The sequence below is a fragment of the Sinorhizobium sp. P24N7 genome (genome assembly GCF_042436655.1).
Classification (GTDB): domain Bacteria; phylum Pseudomonadota; class Alphaproteobacteria; order Rhizobiales; family Rhizobiaceae; genus Sinorhizobium; species Sinorhizobium meliloti_A.
The window spans coordinates 301,743-317,096 of sequence record NZ_JBHMIW010000002.1 but is presented as its reverse complement, the minus strand read 5'-3'; the positions used below and the strand labels follow the sequence as shown (position 1 = coordinate 317,096).

General features: G+C 60.6%; 15 protein-coding genes and 1 pseudogene. 8 read left to right on the top strand and 8 right to left on the bottom strand.

Going from position 1 to position 15,354, the window contains the following annotated elements:
* The first annotated feature begins 172 nt into the window (after window positions 1-172).
* Complete coding sequence (locus ACFHWW_RS04220; protein WP_283065558.1) at window positions 173-346, top strand: hypothetical protein; 174 nt, start codon at window positions 173-175, stop codon at window positions 344-346.
* Window positions 347-419: 73 nt separating this feature from the next.
* Here ACFHWW_RS04220 and ACFHWW_RS04215 read toward each other — a convergent pair whose 3' ends face one another.
* On the bottom strand, window positions 420-635 hold the full coding sequence (locus ACFHWW_RS04215) for a hypothetical protein (protein ID WP_283067690.1): 216 nt from the start codon (window positions 633-635) through the stop codon (window positions 420-422).
* Between the two features lie 260 nt (window positions 636-895).
* Here ACFHWW_RS04215 and ACFHWW_RS04210 point away from each other — a divergent pair, with 260 nt between their 5' ends.
* The gene (locus tag ACFHWW_RS04210; RefSeq protein WP_283067691.1) at window positions 896-1,387 is read left to right on the top strand and encodes a hypothetical protein; all 492 of its coding nucleotides are present in this window, start codon (window positions 896-898) and stop codon (window positions 1,385-1,387) included.
* Between the two features lie 590 nt (window positions 1,388-1,977).
* Here ACFHWW_RS04210 and ACFHWW_RS04205 read toward each other — a convergent pair.
* From ACFHWW_RS04205 to ACFHWW_RS04195, 3 genes are all read right to left on the bottom strand, one after another.
* The gene (locus ACFHWW_RS04205; RefSeq protein ID WP_283068063.1) at window positions 1,978-2,271 is read right to left on the bottom strand and encodes a WGR domain-containing protein; all 294 of its coding nucleotides are present in this window, start codon (window positions 2,269-2,271) and stop codon (window positions 1,978-1,980) included.
* Between the two features lie 121 nt (window positions 2,272-2,392).
* A complete protein-coding gene (locus ACFHWW_RS04200; protein WP_379937358.1) occupies window positions 2,393-3,082 on the bottom strand; it encodes an HAD family hydrolase in 690 nt (229 codons plus the stop codon).
* Between the two features lie 225 nt (window positions 3,083-3,307).
* On the bottom strand, window positions 3,308-3,586 hold the full coding sequence (locus ACFHWW_RS04195; RefSeq protein WP_283068064.1) for an HU family DNA-binding protein: 279 nt from the start codon (window positions 3,584-3,586) through the stop codon (window positions 3,308-3,310).
* A gap of 272 nt (window positions 3,587-3,858) precedes the next feature.
* On the opposite strand from ACFHWW_RS04195, the gene ACFHWW_RS04190 reads away from it, so the two are divergent.
* Window positions 3,859-4,086, top strand: a complete 228-nt coding sequence (locus tag ACFHWW_RS04190; protein ID WP_283068065.1) for a hypothetical protein — start codon at window positions 3,859-3,861, stop codon at window positions 4,084-4,086.
* 4 nt (window positions 4,087-4,090) lie between these two features.
* Here the strand turns inward: ACFHWW_RS04190 and traG are convergent, their stop codons facing one another.
* Genes traG through traC form a run of 3 tightly spaced genes read right to left on the bottom strand, consistent with a single transcriptional unit; the run spans window position 4,091 to window position 6,522 of the window.
* A complete protein-coding gene (traG, locus tag ACFHWW_RS04185; RefSeq protein WP_283067694.1) occupies window positions 4,091-6,013 on the bottom strand; it encodes a Ti-type conjugative transfer system protein TraG in 1,923 nt (640 codons plus the stop codon).
* Window positions 6,006-6,221: a type IV conjugative transfer system coupling protein TraD gene (gene traD, locus ACFHWW_RS04180; protein WP_283067695.1), complete on the bottom strand. Its 216-nt coding sequence runs from the start codon at window positions 6,219-6,221 to the stop codon at window positions 6,006-6,008. Before traD ends, traG begins: the two co-directional genes overlap by 8 nt.
* A gap of 4 nt (window positions 6,222-6,225) precedes the next feature.
* The gene (gene traC / locus ACFHWW_RS04175; RefSeq protein ID WP_283067696.1) at window positions 6,226-6,522 is read right to left on the bottom strand and encodes a conjugal transfer protein TraC; all 297 of its coding nucleotides are present in this window, start codon (window positions 6,520-6,522) and stop codon (window positions 6,226-6,228) included.
* 253 nt (window positions 6,523-6,775) lie between these two features.
* On the opposite strand from traC, the gene traA reads away from it, so the two are divergent.
* From traA to ACFHWW_RS04155, 4 genes and pseudogenes are all read left to right on the top strand, one after another.
* On the top strand, window positions 6,776-10,087 hold the full coding sequence (gene traA / locus ACFHWW_RS04170; RefSeq protein ID WP_283067698.1) for a Ti-type conjugative transfer relaxase TraA: 3,312 nt from the start codon (window positions 6,776-6,778) through the stop codon (window positions 10,085-10,087).
* The gene (gene traF / locus ACFHWW_RS04165) at window positions 10,084-10,650 is read left to right on the top strand and encodes a conjugative transfer signal peptidase TraF (RefSeq protein WP_283067699.1); all 567 of its coding nucleotides are present in this window, start codon (window positions 10,084-10,086) and stop codon (window positions 10,648-10,650) included. The genes traA and traF overlap by 4 nt, the downstream gene beginning before the upstream one ends.
* Entirely contained in the window at window positions 10,640-11,803 is a 1,164-nt protein-coding gene (locus tag ACFHWW_RS04160; RefSeq protein WP_283067700.1) for a conjugal transfer protein TraB, read from the top strand. The genes traF and ACFHWW_RS04160 overlap by 11 nt, the downstream gene beginning before the upstream one ends.
* 16 nt (window positions 11,804-11,819) lie before the next feature.
* Window positions 11,820-12,433, top strand: a pseudogene (locus ACFHWW_RS04155) (TraH family protein).
* 418 nt (window positions 12,434-12,851) lie between these two features.
* Here ACFHWW_RS04155 and ACFHWW_RS04150 read toward each other — a convergent pair.
* On the bottom strand, window positions 12,852-13,556 hold the full coding sequence (locus tag ACFHWW_RS04150; RefSeq protein WP_283067701.1) for an autoinducer binding domain-containing protein: 705 nt from the start codon (window positions 13,554-13,556) through the stop codon (window positions 12,852-12,854).
* 363 nt (window positions 13,557-13,919) lie between these two features.
* Here ACFHWW_RS04150 and ACFHWW_RS04145 point away from each other — a divergent pair, with 363 nt between their 5' ends.
* Window positions 13,920-15,173 (top strand): ATP-binding protein, encoded by a 1,254-nt coding sequence (locus tag ACFHWW_RS04145; protein ID WP_283067702.1) that lies wholly within the window; start codon window positions 13,920-13,922, stop codon window positions 15,171-15,173.
* Window positions 15,174-15,354: the final 181 nt, after the last annotated feature.

The following is a 15,354-nucleotide window of genomic DNA, read 5'->3' as shown; positions in this document are numbered from 1 at the left end:
AGCCCGCGTCAAGGACGAGCGTGGGCCCCCGGTTTTATCTCCGCTCCGGTTCCCTTCGCTCCGACAAAACCGGCACCCCACTCGCCGGCGCTGCCGGTCGCGTTCCGCGATCCCTGACACACGCTTCGTGCGCACGTGGCCTCGTTGACGTCATCAAAAGGAGACGATCAACATGACCACTATCGATCAAATCAACGAATTACGCGCCGAGCTTCGGAGCTGCTATTTCACCAAGGAAGAACGCGCCGCGGCCGAAGCCGAACTGGCGGCCTTGATTGCGCAGGAGCAAGCTGCGGCCGAGCAGTTCGCGCGTGACATCCAAGCCTTCGCCGCTGACCTCGAATGAGGTCGGCGACGAAACGAGAGGACTTACCCCTCTCGATTTTTCCGCCACTGAGATTCAACTTTTCATTTGACTGTCAGGATAACGGCTGGAGCTGCGTAACGCCGTCGACGCTGACGCGCGTCGGCAGATCGAGGCCGAACTTGAACTCGCCCGGGCTGAACGCGAGGTGATCTCGGCCGAGCAGGACGGCCGTGTCAGCGCCGAGCCTCCGTTCTGACGGAGGCTTATCTCCATGTCCGTGCGCCTGGCCAGCCGGATCGAGCGGCCCCCCGCCTGTCAGGGGTTTCACCTCTCGACACTCCCCGCCGGCTCGCGCCGGGAAGCGGTCGCGTCCCCTTCAAGTTCGCGGGGCTCTTTCTCTGACCTCCTATTTTACTCCAGCAAATCCGGCGTCAAGGACGGCGCGGTCTCCCCCAGTTTTTCTGCCGCCGCGTTGCACTGTGCTTCAGAAAAGTAGGTTCCCCCGCTTGCAAGTCGCGTTCCGCGATCCTTGACCCCTCTTTGCCACGGAGTGGCCGATCTCGGTCATCAAGATGAAGGAGATCACATATGACAACGGATCAGGACCTTACCATCCTCGCCAGGCTTTCCGGTTTCCGGCTCCTCGTTCTCGCAAACCGCTTCGGCTGCGATACCGACGTCTCGCGAGAGCTCCATGACCGACTGATCGAAGGGCTTCAGGCGGCAACTGCTCGCGTCCGGACTATCATGGCATTGGAGCGGAACGTTCTCACCGGAGAGGACGAGTTCGCCAAATATCAGTTGGAAGGCGAAACCGAGATTTTCGGGCGTTTTGCCATCAATCTCATGGACGATCTCGAGATCGATTTCCACACCCATGAGTACCGCATCAATGGCGGCAGCTGGATAAACGCTCTGACGGCAGACTATAGCGGTACCGACCTCGACTACCCGGAGCTGGTCACGCTTACCGAGGAAGAGCTCGGCTCATTGGCACCGATCATCAAGGATATTACGCGGGAAACCGGGATTGTCGTACATGCGGCGCGCGCCGTCGGCGCTCGATGGGCGGGATCCTGATCGGGGTCCTCGCGGTGCGGTCTCGGTCGCGGATTACACACGCACTCTCGGGCCAACACACTCGCCCATACACCTGGGGTCGATGGCGCCGAGCATTGACGTATCCGATTACAATGCCAAGTCGAGTAGCCGCGGTCGCAGTGATAGCGATCGGTTGCGCCTCTCCTTTTGACGCTGCTGTCATCTGCATCGGGGATGTTTCAGCCCTTTCGTCACGACGCAACCTGCCACCGCCAGAATTTTCCCCGCCGCGTTGCGGCTCCTCGCGGAGCCAGAATTCAGGCAGCGCCAGGTCCTTCACGTCATCTCGGCCTTTCGGGTGCATCCCTCCTCCGGTGTGCAGCCAATCCCTCGATGACCGCATTTCGAAAGGAGATCCATCACGCAACAGCTCGCTCAATTCCTCGCTGCCACCGGGCGCCGGCTTCACGTCCTCGGCAAGGTGATCAGCCACTTGTTCCGCAGGGGAAAGCTCGGCCTAGACGTGCCCATCAAGATCCCGCTGTTTGTCGAGATCGAAGTGTCCTTCGAGACCGACTGGAGGCGGCGCCGATGATGCGCTTTCGCGGCCCGCTTCGGCGGGCCATTAATTATTTCGGCACGGAAGCTCGCGGACGATAGCCGCGTTTTCGTTTCTGCCTGAGTAGATGGAGAAACAGCTGCACCGCATCTTCTTCCCGGTCGAAATGATGGATCATTTGCTGACCCGAGGCACCGATGCGCCCCCACCGCCGCGTCAAACAGGCATCGCCGAACAAAGTCGGCTCAATCGACATGGCATAATAACGGGCCATGTTCTTCGAGGTGTCCGTTCGTTCGACGTAGAGCTGATAGGGCTGCGCGATCATACCGACAGAATCGGAGATTTTCCCGCCGGCGTCCAACGACACTTATGAATCGGTCGTCAGTGATCGATTCACAACGGTGATGAGTTGGCGCCTGAACAGTTGGGCCTAGATCAAGTTCTGGCCGCCATCTATGCGGATCGTCTGGCCGGTCGTGAAGTCACTTCCCATGACGTCCCGTTGCTGAATCTCCTGGTTTATCGCCCAGTCCCAGGAGACACAGCGCGTCATCAAGAGAGTCGACCTGATGGTGAGCGAGCCGTTCCCGGCTCGGCGTCATGTCAGGCACCTGGATGACCGTCGATATTCCCGCGGCGATCGCTGAGCGTACGCCAAGATCACTGTCATCAAGCGCGACACAAAGCTCGGGGGAAAGGCCCAGCCGGTGGGCGCCCTCGATATATACATGGGGCGCCGGCTTTCCTCGGCTGACCTGATCGACCCCAACCACAGCATTGACCCGATCGAAGAGACCCGCTCGCCTGAGCTTCCACTCCGCTTTCGCCGTCACACTGTTCGTCGCAATCGAGCGAGGAAGGCCATGGGCGTCGAGGGCATCGAAGAACCTGTGAACGCCTGGTCGAAGCGGCATCTCGTCCTGCATGTGGCGATCGATGATCCCGTTCCACGCCTCCTCCAACGCAACACTGTCGAGATACGCACCGAGTTCATGGTTGATAAGGCGGGTGGCTTCATCATGGTCAAGCCCGACAAGCCGATGAAAGAAACCCTGCTCAACAGCGTAGCCGAATTCTCGCAGGACCTCGGGACCTGTTTGCGCCTGCAGGCGCTCGGTGTCCAAAAGCAGCCCGTCCAGGTCGAGAACAACGCCTGCAAATGTCAAAGCCATTGTATGCTCTTTCGATAGCGGCGGTCGGATCAGTGATCAACAACTGACCCCAGGTCGCTCACGAGCTTCCTCGTCGGCCTCAGAGACGTTCGCCAGGCCTGAGGTGAGACCTTTACCAGATACTCTAGTCGGTAACGATTCCCGACCGATGTCGGCCGCCTCCTCGCGCTCCGGAGACGACCCGGTTTATTGGTAGAGCCGTGCCTTTTCTCTCACAGACGCGGATTACTTGTTCATCGCGTCCTTGAGCGCCTTTGCCGGCTGAAAGGTCAACTTCTTCGCGGCAGCCACCTTGATCGTCGCGCCGGTTGCGGGATTACGCGCATCGCGCTCCGGCGTTTCCTTGACCTTGAACTTCCCAAACTGGGGGATTGAAGTCTCGGCGCCCGACGTTGCTGCAGCAGCAACAGCCGCGAAAACAGCCTCGACTATGGTCTTGCTCTGCGCCTTCGTCAGACCGTAGTCGGTTGCGATCTTGTCGGCGATTTCATTGGTGGTGGTCATGATAGAACCCTCATTATGTCCGCGGAAACATTTCCACCGGATCGCTCCATTGTCACGGCTCGGCGGGTGCGCGATCCAGACAATCATATTCATTTTCCACAGCTTGCTGACCGGCGACGGATCTTTCCGGCAGCTGGCGCCACCCCACACGCTTTTTGGAGCTCCTTGAAACAGCGGCACGAGGCTGTATTCAGCCCCTGCGGCAACGCTTATGCACTGGCATTTATCTCTGCAAGGATGTAATGGCGCATGAAAGACATTCGAAGGTCATGATGGAAGAGACGGTCCAAATCGGAAGCCGTGGCGACTTTGGGCTCTGGGCGATTGAAGTTGCCAAGCAGATTGTCGGCGAGCAAGGCTTCGACCTTGCCAAGGCGGCACGTGACGGCACGGAGGATGATGTCCGTGCTGCCGGCAACGCTTTGGGCCAGGCGATCACAAATGCGCTGCTCGAAGTCTATGACGGGCTGCTGCAGGAAGCTCCCGCGGACGCGACGTAAGACTTCACCGCTTCTCGGCGCTGGCCCGGAATAACACATTCAGCTTTACGCACGCCTTCATGTCCTCACGCCGAAACCAGATCGCGCGCCCGCATCTGAGCGGTGCATTTCCGGCGGTGAACACGATCTGCTCGTCAGCCCGCATACGAAGAACTTCATGTGGCTGGATCAATGGTCGCGCGGCCAACTGCTTCGAGCGTGTGCGCGAAGAACCCTTGGACTGGAAACTGCGGCTGACCTGATCGATCTCGACCGTGGTCATGCCGCAGCGTCGGGAAATATAATCGGCCGTTTCCGGATCGTTGATCGCGGCGAAGGAAATCCAGCTCGCGCTCTCGAACCACTTGCTGGCTGCGTCCCGCCCGCCATAGGTCTCGCGCATCTGCCCGATCGACTGATAGATCATGGTGAGCATGATCCCGTACTTGCGGCCGGCATCTCGGGCGGTCTCGAGGATCCGCATGTAACCGAGGCGCGCCACCTCATCGAGGAGGAAGAGCGCCCTGCCCTCCATCTCGCCATTGCGGTTGTAGATTGCGTTCAGGAACGAGCCGATGATGACGCGTGCCAGGCCGGCATGGGTCTCCAATGTCTTGAGATCGATGTTGATGAAGACGTCTGTGTTTCCTTCAGCAATATCGCTTGTCGTGAACGTCGTTCCAGAAACCAGCGCCGCGTAGTTCAGGTAGGAAAGCCAGTGCGTTTCCTTCACCGCATTGGCGTAGACGCCCGAGAAGGTTTCGGGGGTCATGTTCACGAAGGCCGCAACGTTTTCCTTCACGAAGTCCGAGTTCGAATTGTGGTAGATCGACTGGAGGCGTTCGCGCAGCTTGGGTTCCGGCTCGGAGAGGTTCTTGCGCACCTGGCGCAGCGTCTGCTCGGGCTCCCTGGTGTGACCGGAGAGGCAAACGTCGGCGATGAGTGCCGTCAGCAACTGCAGAGCCGAGGCGCGGAAGAAGTCGTCGCGCACGCCACGCGCGCCGCCGCTGTCGCTCATGATCCACGAGGCAACCGAAGCAATATCCTCCTCCTTGGTTCCGCCGAAACGCCCGATCCAGTCGAGCGCGTTGAAGCCGATTTCCGAGTTCTTCGGGTCGAGGACGAAGACGTCGCGGTTGGCACCGCCTCGGTGTTTTGAGACCATAGGCGCGACCTCGTTCGAAGGATCGAGGACGACAAGGGCGCCGCCCCATTTGAGCGCGGTCGGGATCGTGACAGACGTCGTCTTGAAGCCGCCGGAGCCTGCGAAGACGATGCCGTGCGACGGGCCGAACGAGCCGTCGAAACATAGAAGCGGCGCCTTGCCGCCGGCGCCCCACGTCTCGGCGCTGTCGGCGCGAAACGACTGTGCCGCCACGCTATCCTTGTCGACGCAGTAGCGCTCGCCGATCACGATGCCGCCACGCTCCGGAAACAGCTTTTCCGCTTCCGGTAGTTTCATCCACTCAGCCTCGCCGTACAGTGCCCGCTTTCCATAGATACGCTTCGGTTCGGCTTTGGCGAAGGCCGCGTTGCCGGCGATCACCACCCGCAAGCCGAAGAGCGCCGACATCAGCGCCGCGCAGACGCCGATCGTCGTCGCCGGATCGACATAGGAGAAGATGGACTTTCCCCCCGGAACCTGTCCAGCGAATGCGGACAACCTGACGAATTCGCGCATTGCAGCGATCAGGATCGTCGCTGTCGCTCCGGCGAGGACGCCCCATCCTGCCGTTCTGATCCTCGCCGAGCCGGCGCTGGCGAACATGAAGACGATGCCGAGCAGTGCCGCGACGAGATAGGGCAGAGCGATGCCGGCGCGGCCGAGTGTCTGCTGCGCGGCCTCCGATTTTCCGAAAACGGGCAGCCAGTTTTCGGTCCCCGTCATACCGATGATGACAAGAAGCATCAGAGCGCAGGGCGCGAGGAACAGCACGATCCTAGTCATCGGTCTCACCAAAAGCCTCTGCACCGATCGCGCTGAGCCGCGAGCGCTCGTGCTCGTCTCCCTTCAGCCGTCGGTTTGCATCGATGAGGAGCCCGAGTAGCAGCGCCCGCTTCTCATAGCGCAGCCCCGCCTTGACGATCAGACCGCCGAGCTCAATTTTCTCCCGCGTGTCCTTCTTGCGGGCGTCGGATGTCGTGGTTCTTCGCATCCGCTCAAGCCTCGCGAGTCCCGCCCTGAGCCGCGCCAGACGCGTCCTGCGTGGCGGGCGGATTGCTCTCGCCGTCGCCGCCTCCCCTTTTTCCTCCGGTCGATGGGGCCTCGCCTCCGCGAAACCGCTTCGCCAGATCCTCGAACGCCCCCTGGAGCTTCGTCTCCTCGACTTCGATCTCGCCAAGTCCGGCCTTCAGTGCGATCCGGCCGATGCGCTCGGCCTCGCGGGTCTCGGCCAGCTTGAGCTGCTCCTGGAGCTTGGCGATTTCGTCGCGGATCTTCGAGGAGGGTTTCTTCATTCCGACCGTCTCCTTTGGGTGCGAAAGCTTGTCTTTCGGATCCAATCTTCCGGAGGGTGAGTGCGGAACGCACTACTGTGAATCCTACAATCGCCAAGGGCGATGCTTTGGTGAATGATCCCGGCCGCTCGATGAGAGCGGCATCCAAGGGCGCAATTATACGTCGCTGGCGCGACGTTCTTCTTGAAAGCGCCTGGCGGGGCCGATGTCGCGGTCGAACCGATTTCGCTCACAACCGGGAAAGAATTCCGCCGTGGCCGTCCCTCATTTTTCCGTCAGCATCGTTGCCCGCGGCTCCGGCCGCAGCGCCGTGCTGTCTGCGGCCTATCGGCACTGCGCGAAGATGGACTACGAGCGGGAAGCGCGGACGATCGACTATCGCGCCAAGCAGGGCCTGCTTCACGAGGAGTTCGTCATCCCGGCCGATGCGCCGCAATGGCTGCGGGCGATGATTGCCGATCACTCGGTCTCAGGCGCATCCGAAGCGTTCTGGAACAAAGTCGAGGTTTTCGAGAAACGGTCCGACGCGCAGCTTGCCAAGGACATCACCATCGCTCTGCCGATCGAACTCTCGACCGAGCAGAGCATCGCGCTGATGCGGGATTTCGTCGAGCGGCACATCACCTCGAACGGCATGGTTGCCGACTGGGTCTACCACGACGCGCCCGACAATCCACATGTGCATCTGATGACGACGCTCAGGCCGCTGACTGAAGATGGATTCGGCGCCAAGAAGGTTGCCGTCGTCGGGCCGGACGGCAATCCGATCCGCAACGATGCCGGCAAGATTGTCTATGAGCTTTGGGCCGGCAGCGCCGATGACTTCAACGCCTTTCGCGACGGCTGGTTCGCCTGCCAGAACAAGCATCTCGCGCTCGCCGGTCTCGACATCCGCGTCGACGGCCGTTCCTTCGAAAGGCAGGGTATCGAGCTCGCGCCGACCATTCATCTCGGCGTCGGCGCCAAGGCGATCGAACGGAAGTCAGCGGAAGAGGACCGGGACATTTCGCTGGAACGGCTGGAGCTGCAGGAGGAGCGTCGAGCCGAAAACGCCCGCCGCATCCAGCGCCGCCCGGAGATCGTGCTCGACCTGATCACCCGCGAGAAGAGCGTCTTCGACGAACGCGACGTCGCCAAGATCCTGCACCGCTATATCGGCGATGCCGGCCTGTTCCAGAGCCTGATGGCAAGGATCCTGCAGAGCCCAGAAACGCTCCGTCTCGAGCGCGAGCGGATCGAATTTTCGAGCGGAACCCGAGCGCCGGCCAAGTACACGACGCGGGAGCTTATCCGGCTCGAAGCGCGGATGGCTAATCGGGCGTTATGGCTGTCTCAACGATCGTCCCACGATGTTCGGGACGCGGTGTTGGATGCGACGTTCGCGTGCCATTCCCGCCTCTCGGAGGAGCAGACGAGTGCAATCGCGCACGTTACCGGCGGCGAGCGCATTGCCGCAGTGATTGGCCGTGCCGGCGCCGGCAAGACGACGATGATGAAGGCGGCTCGCGAAACATGGGAGGCCGCCGGATACCGCGTCTTGGGTGGCGCCCTCGCCGGCAAAGCCGCTGAGGGTCTGCAGAGGGAAGCCGGCATACTGTCCCGCACGCTGTCGTCCTGGGAGCTTCGCTGGAAGGAGGGCCGGAACCAGCTCGATGACAGGACCGTCTTCGTACTCGATGAAGCCGGCATGGTCTCGTCAAGGCAGATGGCGCTATTCGTCGAAGCGGCGGTCAACGCCGGCGCCAAACTCGTGCTGATCGGCGATCCGGAACAGTTGCAGCCGATCGAAGCGGGTGCGGCCTTCCGCGGCATTGCCGATCGCATCGGTTATGCCGAGCTCGAAACCATCTATCGCCAACGCCAGCAGTGGATGCGCGACGCTTCCCTTGATCTTGCACGCGGGAATGTCCGCAATGCGGTCGAGGCCTATCATGCGCAGGGCCACGTCAACGGATCGGAGCTGAAGGCCGATGCGGTGCGGGCGCTGATCGCCGATTGGAACCGCGACTACGATCCAAGCAAATCTTCGCTGATCCTCGCCCATCTGCGTCGCGACGTGCGGATGCTCAACGAAATGGCGCGCGCAAAGCTCGTCGAGCGCGGCATCGTCGCCGATGGTTTTGCCTTCGGGACCGAAGACGGTGACCGGAAATTCGCCGCCGGCGACCAAATCGTATTCCTGAAGAATGAGGGTTCGCTCGGTGTCAAGAACGGCATGTTGGCGAAGGTCGTGAACGCAGCGCCCGGGCGTATCGTTGCAGAAGTCGGAGAAGGCGAACACCGCCGCCAGGTCACGGTCGAACAACGGTTCTACAGTCACGTCGATCACGGCTATGCCACCACGATCCACAAAAGCCAGGGTGCCACCGTCGACCGGGTGAAGGTGCTGGCGTCCTTGTCGCTCGATCGCCATCTCAGCTACGTCGCCATGACCCGTCACCGCGACGACCTTGGTCTCTATTACGGCCGTCTATCCGTCGCCAAGGCAGGGGGCCTCATTCCGATCCTGTCGCGGAAGAATGCCAAGGAAACGACGCTCGATTATGTGCACGGCAGCTTTTACCGGCAGGCGCTTCGCTTCGCCGAGGCCCGTGGCCTTCACCTCGTCAACGTCGCGCGCACGGTCGTACGCGATCGGCTCGACTGGACCGTCCGGCAGAAATCGAAGCTCATCGAACTCGGCGCACGTCTGGCGATGATCGCCGGCAAGCTTGGTTTGTCTGCCGCCACGGTCAGGACCTTTCAGTCGCACACCATCAAGGAGTCAAAACCGATGGTATCAGGCATTACCACGTTCCCAAATTCCCTGGAGCAGGATGTCGAAGACCGGCTTGCCGCCGACCCCGGCTTGAAGAAGCAATGGGAGGAGGTCTCGGCGCGATTCCATCTCGTTTATGCTGAGCCGCAAGCGGCTTTCAAGACAGTCAATGTCGATGCGATACTCAAGGACGAAGCCGCGGCGAAATCCACCATCGCCAGGATCGCTTCCGAGCCGGAAAGTTTTGGCGCGCTGAACGGCAAGACCGGGATTCTTGCCAGCCGCGCCGACAAGCAGAGCCGAGAAACGGCCGTCACCAATGCGCCTGCGCTCTCCCGAAACCTGGAGCGCTATCTGCGTCAGCGGACGGAGGCCGAACGCAAATATGAAGCTGAGGAGCGCACCGTCCGTCTGAAGCTCTCCCTCGACATCCCAGCGCTGTCGTCGGCGGCAAAGCAGACACTCGAACACGTCCGTGACGCCATCGATCGCAACGATCTTCCGGCAGGTCTCGAATACGCGCTCTCGGACAAAATGGTGAAAGCGGAACTCGAAGGGTTTGCGAGAGCCGTGTCGGAGCGTTTCGGCGAACGCATCTTCCTGCCACTTGCCGCCAAGGACACGAACGGTCAGGCGTTCCAGTTCGTGACATCAGGCATGTCGGCGGGGCAGAAGGCGGAAGTGCAATCTGCCTGGAACTCGATGCGGACGGTCCAGCAACTTTCCGCACATCAGCGCACAACCGAGGCATTGAAGCAGGCGGAAACGCTGCGGCAAACGAAGAGCCAGGGGCTCTCGCTCAAATGACGGCTGCAACTCGAACAGGACCGCGGGCGTTCGTACGGCGAAGGCAATCCGCCATCACTCTATCGATTTCTGCCGCTTCCATCGCACTGGTCTCACTGACTGGCTTCCCGGGCGGCTATCGGATCAATCTGACGCCGAGCGAGCCGCTCGGTCTCTGGCGCATTGTTCCGCTCGACCGTCCGGCTGATGTCGGCGACCTGGTGTTCATCTGCCCGCCGGACACAGCCAGCATGAGGGAGGCGAGAGCGCGGGGATATCTCCGCTCCGGTCTTTGCCGGGGCGGTGTCGCGCCGCTCATCAAGACGGTGCTTGCTGTTGCCGGACAGCATGTTGAAATCGGCGCCAGCATAAGCGTAGACGAGCGAAAAATTCCTTCTTCCGGCCTCGCCCAGCGAGACGGAAAAGATCGGCGGCTGACGCCCTTCCCAAGCGGTGTCGTCCCGCGCGGACAGGTCTTCCTGCATTCGGCTTTCGCCGGCTCGTTCGACTCCCGCTACTTCGGGCCAGTGCCTGCTTCCGGCATTCTCGGCCTGGCGCAGGAGGTACTGACCTATGCACCGTGATTGCCTCGGACCGACTTTGCTCATAATCGCATCGGTCATCGCCGGCACGGTGGCATGGAGCGGCCACATACTGCTGCTGCCGGTGGCGCTCGGGTTTCCCGTCCTCTGGTCGCTGGCGCGAACGAGGCACACGGCAACGCTCGTGTCTGCCGCATACTTCCTGTCAGCGTCGCGCGGCCTGCCGCAAGGCGTGGCAGCCTTCTATGCGTCCGATCTCTGGCCCGGTCTGCTACTGTGGTTGGCCGCCTCCGCCAGCTTTGTTACGGTGCATGCACTGTTGTGGACGAAGGATACCGGCCATCGCCCGGCTCGCTATGTTCTGGCGGCCGTCCTGATGGCAATTCCCCCTTTCGGCATTACCGGCTGGGGGCATCCCGTCACGGCCGCCGGCGTGCTGTTTCCAGCATGGGGATGCTGGGGACTGGCTGTGGCGACAGCCGGCCTCGCGGGCCTCGTTTCCCGCCTATGGCCGGCTGTCGCCATTGCCCTCACAGGCTTTTGGCTCTGGTCCGCCGCATTCTGGACCGAGCCGAAGCTACCGGAAGCATGGCGGGGCGTCGATCTCGAACTAGGTGCTTCGCTCGGACGGAACACCAGCATGCTGCGCCACCGTGATCTGATTGCAACGGTGACCGAACGAGCCTCGGACGGTGCTCGATACATTGTCCTTCCCGAGAGCGCTTTGGGCTTTTGGACGCCGACAATTGAGCGCCTCTGGACCCGTTCGCTGGCGGGACAAGATGCAACGGTTCTCGCGGGTGCCGTAATCGTCGACGCGGACGGATACGACAATGTCATCGTCGCGATTTCCTTTGAGGGCAGTCAGATTGTCTACCGGGAACGGATGCCGGTTCCAGGCTCTATGTGGCAGCCCTGGAGGCTGCTCTTCGGCGACAGCGCCGGCGCAAACGCGCATTTCTTTGCAAATCCGGTGGTGGCTCTCGCCCCCGGCCGCGCCGCGCTGCTGATCTGCTACGAGCAACTGATCATCTGGCCGGTACTGCAATCGATGCTCGGCGATCCCGACTTGATCGTCGCGGTCGGCAACGGCTGGTGGACCAAAGGAACATCAATCGTCGCCATCCAGCGCGCCAGCACCGCGGCGTGGGCGAAGCTGTTCGGCAAGCCGCTCGTTTTTTCTTTCAACAGTTGATACCGAGGAGTCCCCCATGCGCGATGCTACCCTGATCAAAGATTGTGCCGACCCCTCTCTCAAGCCGGCGATCGTAGAGCAGTTCGTCACGGCGGGGGGCTAGGCCGACCCACTCGCCGTGACCGTCCGATCGGGAGGCCGGCTGATCCTTGTGCCGGGGGCCAAGTCGGCCGATGAAGCGATAGCTATCGTGCGGTGCGGCAATATGCCGGAAAGGCTGTCGTCCGTGTCGGTCTGACGCAGTTTCCGGCTGGTGTGGGCGTCGGGGATCCGGCCGACCTGAAGCCGGATTTGGTCGAGCCTTGCGAGAACCTGCGCAAAGGCACGGCGATGTTCGCCAAGATCCTCAGGATCGTTGGCAAGTGGTATGGCAATCCGCCGAACGACGACGTCTTCCCGCAGATCTTTAAGGATGCTGTCTACGCATGGAAAACCGGCGAGTTCGAGGGTGTGGGGGTGTTTCACGCTCCTGATCCGGGAGGGAACATCAGGACGGGAAATGTGTCGCCTTCGGGCAAGGACGACGGCAGCGACAGCCACCCAGGAGATCCCACCGCCGAAACGCCCGACGTCAGCAAATTTGGTTCGGCTGAGATGCGGATCGACCTGTCGAGGATCGGAGGCAAATGACGATGCCCGCGCTACAGCCGGGAATGTCCCCCGATTGGAAATCAGATCTGCTTGGCTCGCGCGCAAGCCAGCCGGATTTTGTCACGAGCGCGGCTGGTTCAATCGCTCCGATAGCGCGCTCAACCCCGAGAGGTCTGCCAATTCTTCCTGCGTGAGGTGTTTGGCATGACGTATCGACGCAGGTTGATCGCCATGACCTCTTTGAGATCCATAACGTTTCCGCAATCCTCGAACATTGGCGTCTTGCCGATGAAGAATGACTTCGCGCCAGCGCTCGATCCCTCCGTCTTGAGCGCAGTTCTTCAAAGCCGGTGGGACGAACATTTCGCCCCGGCAGAACCCAGCAGGAAGAGCTCGCTGAAATCGTCGAGGCGCTGGGGTATGTCCCTGCTGTTGCCCAGAGGATGAAGACTGATGCTCAGATCAGTCCGCGGTCCTTGGCAATCGCGACAAGCTGGGGAACAGTCTTGGCGTCGAACTTTCGACGCGCGCTGTCCAGATAGTGCTGCACCGTCCTCGCATTGATGCCCGTTAGCATCGCGGTATCCGGCGCGCTCCTTCCCTTTATCGCCCACATGAGGCACATGGCCTCCCTTGGTGAAAGCATCCGCCTCGGCGCGACGAGCGTCGTAGCGCCTATGATCTTCAAGCGGTAATGGATGGCCATGACCGCCTGCATTGCCTTTCGGCCGCTCTGCAGTTTTGAAATATCCGCCTTCCGCTCCGATGACGCCAAGGTCAGCATCATCGTCGAGCCATAACTTCCTTCGACGGGAATCGTTACGCCGCTATAAATGCCGTGTTCGACCGCCTGGTCGCGAAATCGCCTGAGGTCGGAAGACCCGCAATCCGGCCAGTCGTCGGCGGTCCAGGCAAACATGTCCATGCGGCGCTTGGCCTCCGTAACAACCGGATCCAGGCGAGCGTAGTGACTGGTGAGATAAACGCCCTGCCACGCCTTCGGATAGGAATTGAAGGTCCGGACCTCGGCGCCTTCGGTTTCCAGATAGGCAAAACGCTCGAATCCGCATGCCTGCGCGAAGCTCTTGACTGCGTACTTGATCATACGTTCATCGTGCGCAGCTTCCGCCATGTCGATGAGAGAGCGAAAGTCTTCGTCCACTGACTTTCTCCTTCCTGTTAAACCAAAGGGGCTCCAATTTCGCCGCGATTGTCACGGCGTTCACGCGAGGACGCAGCCATGCGGCTGGCCGAAGCTGCATCAATCGTCGGCACTCATGCCGCGGTCGCGAACCGAGGTCTAAACACGTTCTACGCGCATTCAAGCCAGTGTCGATCTAAAACACGACTCGAAAATGTAAGATTCTACCGGCGCCGGCTTCGTAAAGAACTCCCTGAAATGACGATCTGGAGCAAACCGCGCCGGCCGATCCTCGTTCGAAAAGGCAAATTCGGACGGCCTATCAGTTAAAATTGGTCGGTCGGCCGCTTTAAAACGGACGGAGATCAGGCTAAAGATAGACGCATGGTAGACACCGTGCTTCGTAAACCACTGATCGGTCGTAAAGCTCGTCCAGTAATCGAGACGGCGCTTGCCGATACTCGTGTTGTCCTGATAGCGGGCCCGCGGCAAGCTGGAAAGACCACTCTCGCCCGCCAGTTCTCAGGCGCCGATCGCGCTTATGTCACCCTTGACGACGCCGGCGCCCTGAATGCCGCCAAAACGGATCCGGTCGGATTTATCCGGGGTCTTAACAGAGCCGTAATCGATGAGGTTCAGCGCGCTCCCGAACTGATATTGGCCATCAAGGAAAGCGTCGACCGTGAGGACGCTCCCGGCAGATTTCTGCTCACTGGTTCTGCCAATCTGGCGACTGTCCCTGCGATTGCCGATTCGCTTGCAGGACGCATGGCCGTGGTTCCCCTGCTGCCCTTCGCCCAGTCCGAACTCCGTTCCACTCCAGGTCAATTGCTGGATCGGCTATTCGCTGGCGAGGAACCTGAGACCGGTGATGGGACTGTATTTGGTGACGACCTCCTGGAGACCGTACTGCGCGGTGGCTATCCGGAAGTCTTGCGCAGGGCGACTCCTGCCCGCCGCGTTGCCTGGTTGGAGGACTATGTCGCGCTGATTCTCGATCGGGACGTTCGAGACATCGCCAACATCGACCAGCTCGATCGGCTGCCACGATTGTTGGATGTCCTTGCGGAACATGCCGGCCAACTGGTGAACCACAGCAGTTTCGGTGCCGCACTGGGGCTGTCCAGTGTGACCGCTCAGAAATATGTCGCCATACTCGAGCGGCTTTTTCTGGTCAGGACGCTGACGCCGTGGTCGAACAATCGCTTGAGCCGGTTGATAAAGACACCCAAATTGCACTTTCTCGATACAGGACTGCTGGCGAGCCTGCGGGAGGAAGAAGCCGATGTCTTGCGCGAAAACAGAACTCGCTTTGGAGCATTGCTCGAGAGCTTTGTCGTTTCCGAGCTTTTGAAATTGGCGTCGTGGTCGGAGCGTCGTCTGTCATTCTCGCACTATAGGACGAAGGATAAGGACGAGGTCGATGTCGTAATCGAGGACCGGCGCGGTCGCATCGTCGGCATTGAGGTCAAGGCATCAGCGACAGTGAAGGCTGAGGATTTTAGGGGATTGCGACAGTTGCAAGAAGCCGTTGGCAATCGTTTTGTCAGAGGACTGGTCTTGCACGATCATGACCGTGTAACGCCTTTCGGAGAGAAATTACATGCAGCACCGCTGTCCATTCTGTGGACCATGTAATTGCAAGGGCATCGAGGATTTTCCAAACCGGTGAGCACGGATCCAATGTGAAGTTCGGTGAGACTCACGCCGAGAGCTTGCGCCAGCTCATAGGGTAAGGATTGTCGGTTTACGCCGCCGACGCTCCAGGCCAGTGCTATACTGTCGGCTAAAACCCCGAACGGGCTTCTACGTCCTTCTA

Bases quoted from the DNA above. Each gene is read 5' to 3' on its own strand.
- ACFHWW_RS04220 (WP_283065558.1), top strand. From the start codon at position 173: ATGACCACTATCGATCAAATCAACGAATTACGCGCCGAGCTTCGGAGC.
- ACFHWW_RS04210 (WP_283067691.1), top strand. From the start codon at position 896: ATGACAACGGATCAGGACCTTACCATCCTCGCCAGGCTTTCCGGTTTC.
- ACFHWW_RS04200 (WP_379937358.1), bottom strand. From the start codon at position 3,082: ATGGCTTTGACATTTGCAGGCGTTGTTCTCGACCTGGACGGGCTGCTT.
- ACFHWW_RS04195 (WP_283068064.1), bottom strand. From the start codon at position 3,586: ATGACCACCACCAATGAAATCGCCGACAAGATCGCAACCGACTACGGT.
- ACFHWW_RS04190 (WP_283068065.1), top strand. From the start codon at position 3,859: ATGGAAGAGACGGTCCAAATCGGAAGCCGTGGCGACTTTGGGCTCTGG.
- traG (WP_283067694.1), bottom strand. From the start codon at position 6,013: ATGACTAGGATCGTGCTGTTCCTCGCGCCCTGCGCTCTGATGCTTCTT.
- traD (WP_283067695.1), bottom strand. From the start codon at position 6,221: ATGCGAAGAACCACGACATCCGACGCCCGCAAGAAGGACACGCGGGAG.
- traC (WP_283067696.1), bottom strand. From the start codon at position 6,522: ATGAAGAAACCCTCCTCGAAGATCCGCGACGAAATCGCCAAGCTCCAG.
- traF (WP_283067699.1), top strand. From the start codon at position 10,084: ATGACGGCTGCAACTCGAACAGGACCGCGGGCGTTCGTACGGCGAAGG.
- ACFHWW_RS04160 (WP_283067700.1), top strand. From the start codon at position 10,640: ATGCACCGTGATTGCCTCGGACCGACTTTGCTCATAATCGCATCGGTC.
- ACFHWW_RS04145 (WP_283067702.1), top strand. From the start codon at position 13,920: ATGGTAGACACCGTGCTTCGTAAACCACTGATCGGTCGTAAAGCTCGT.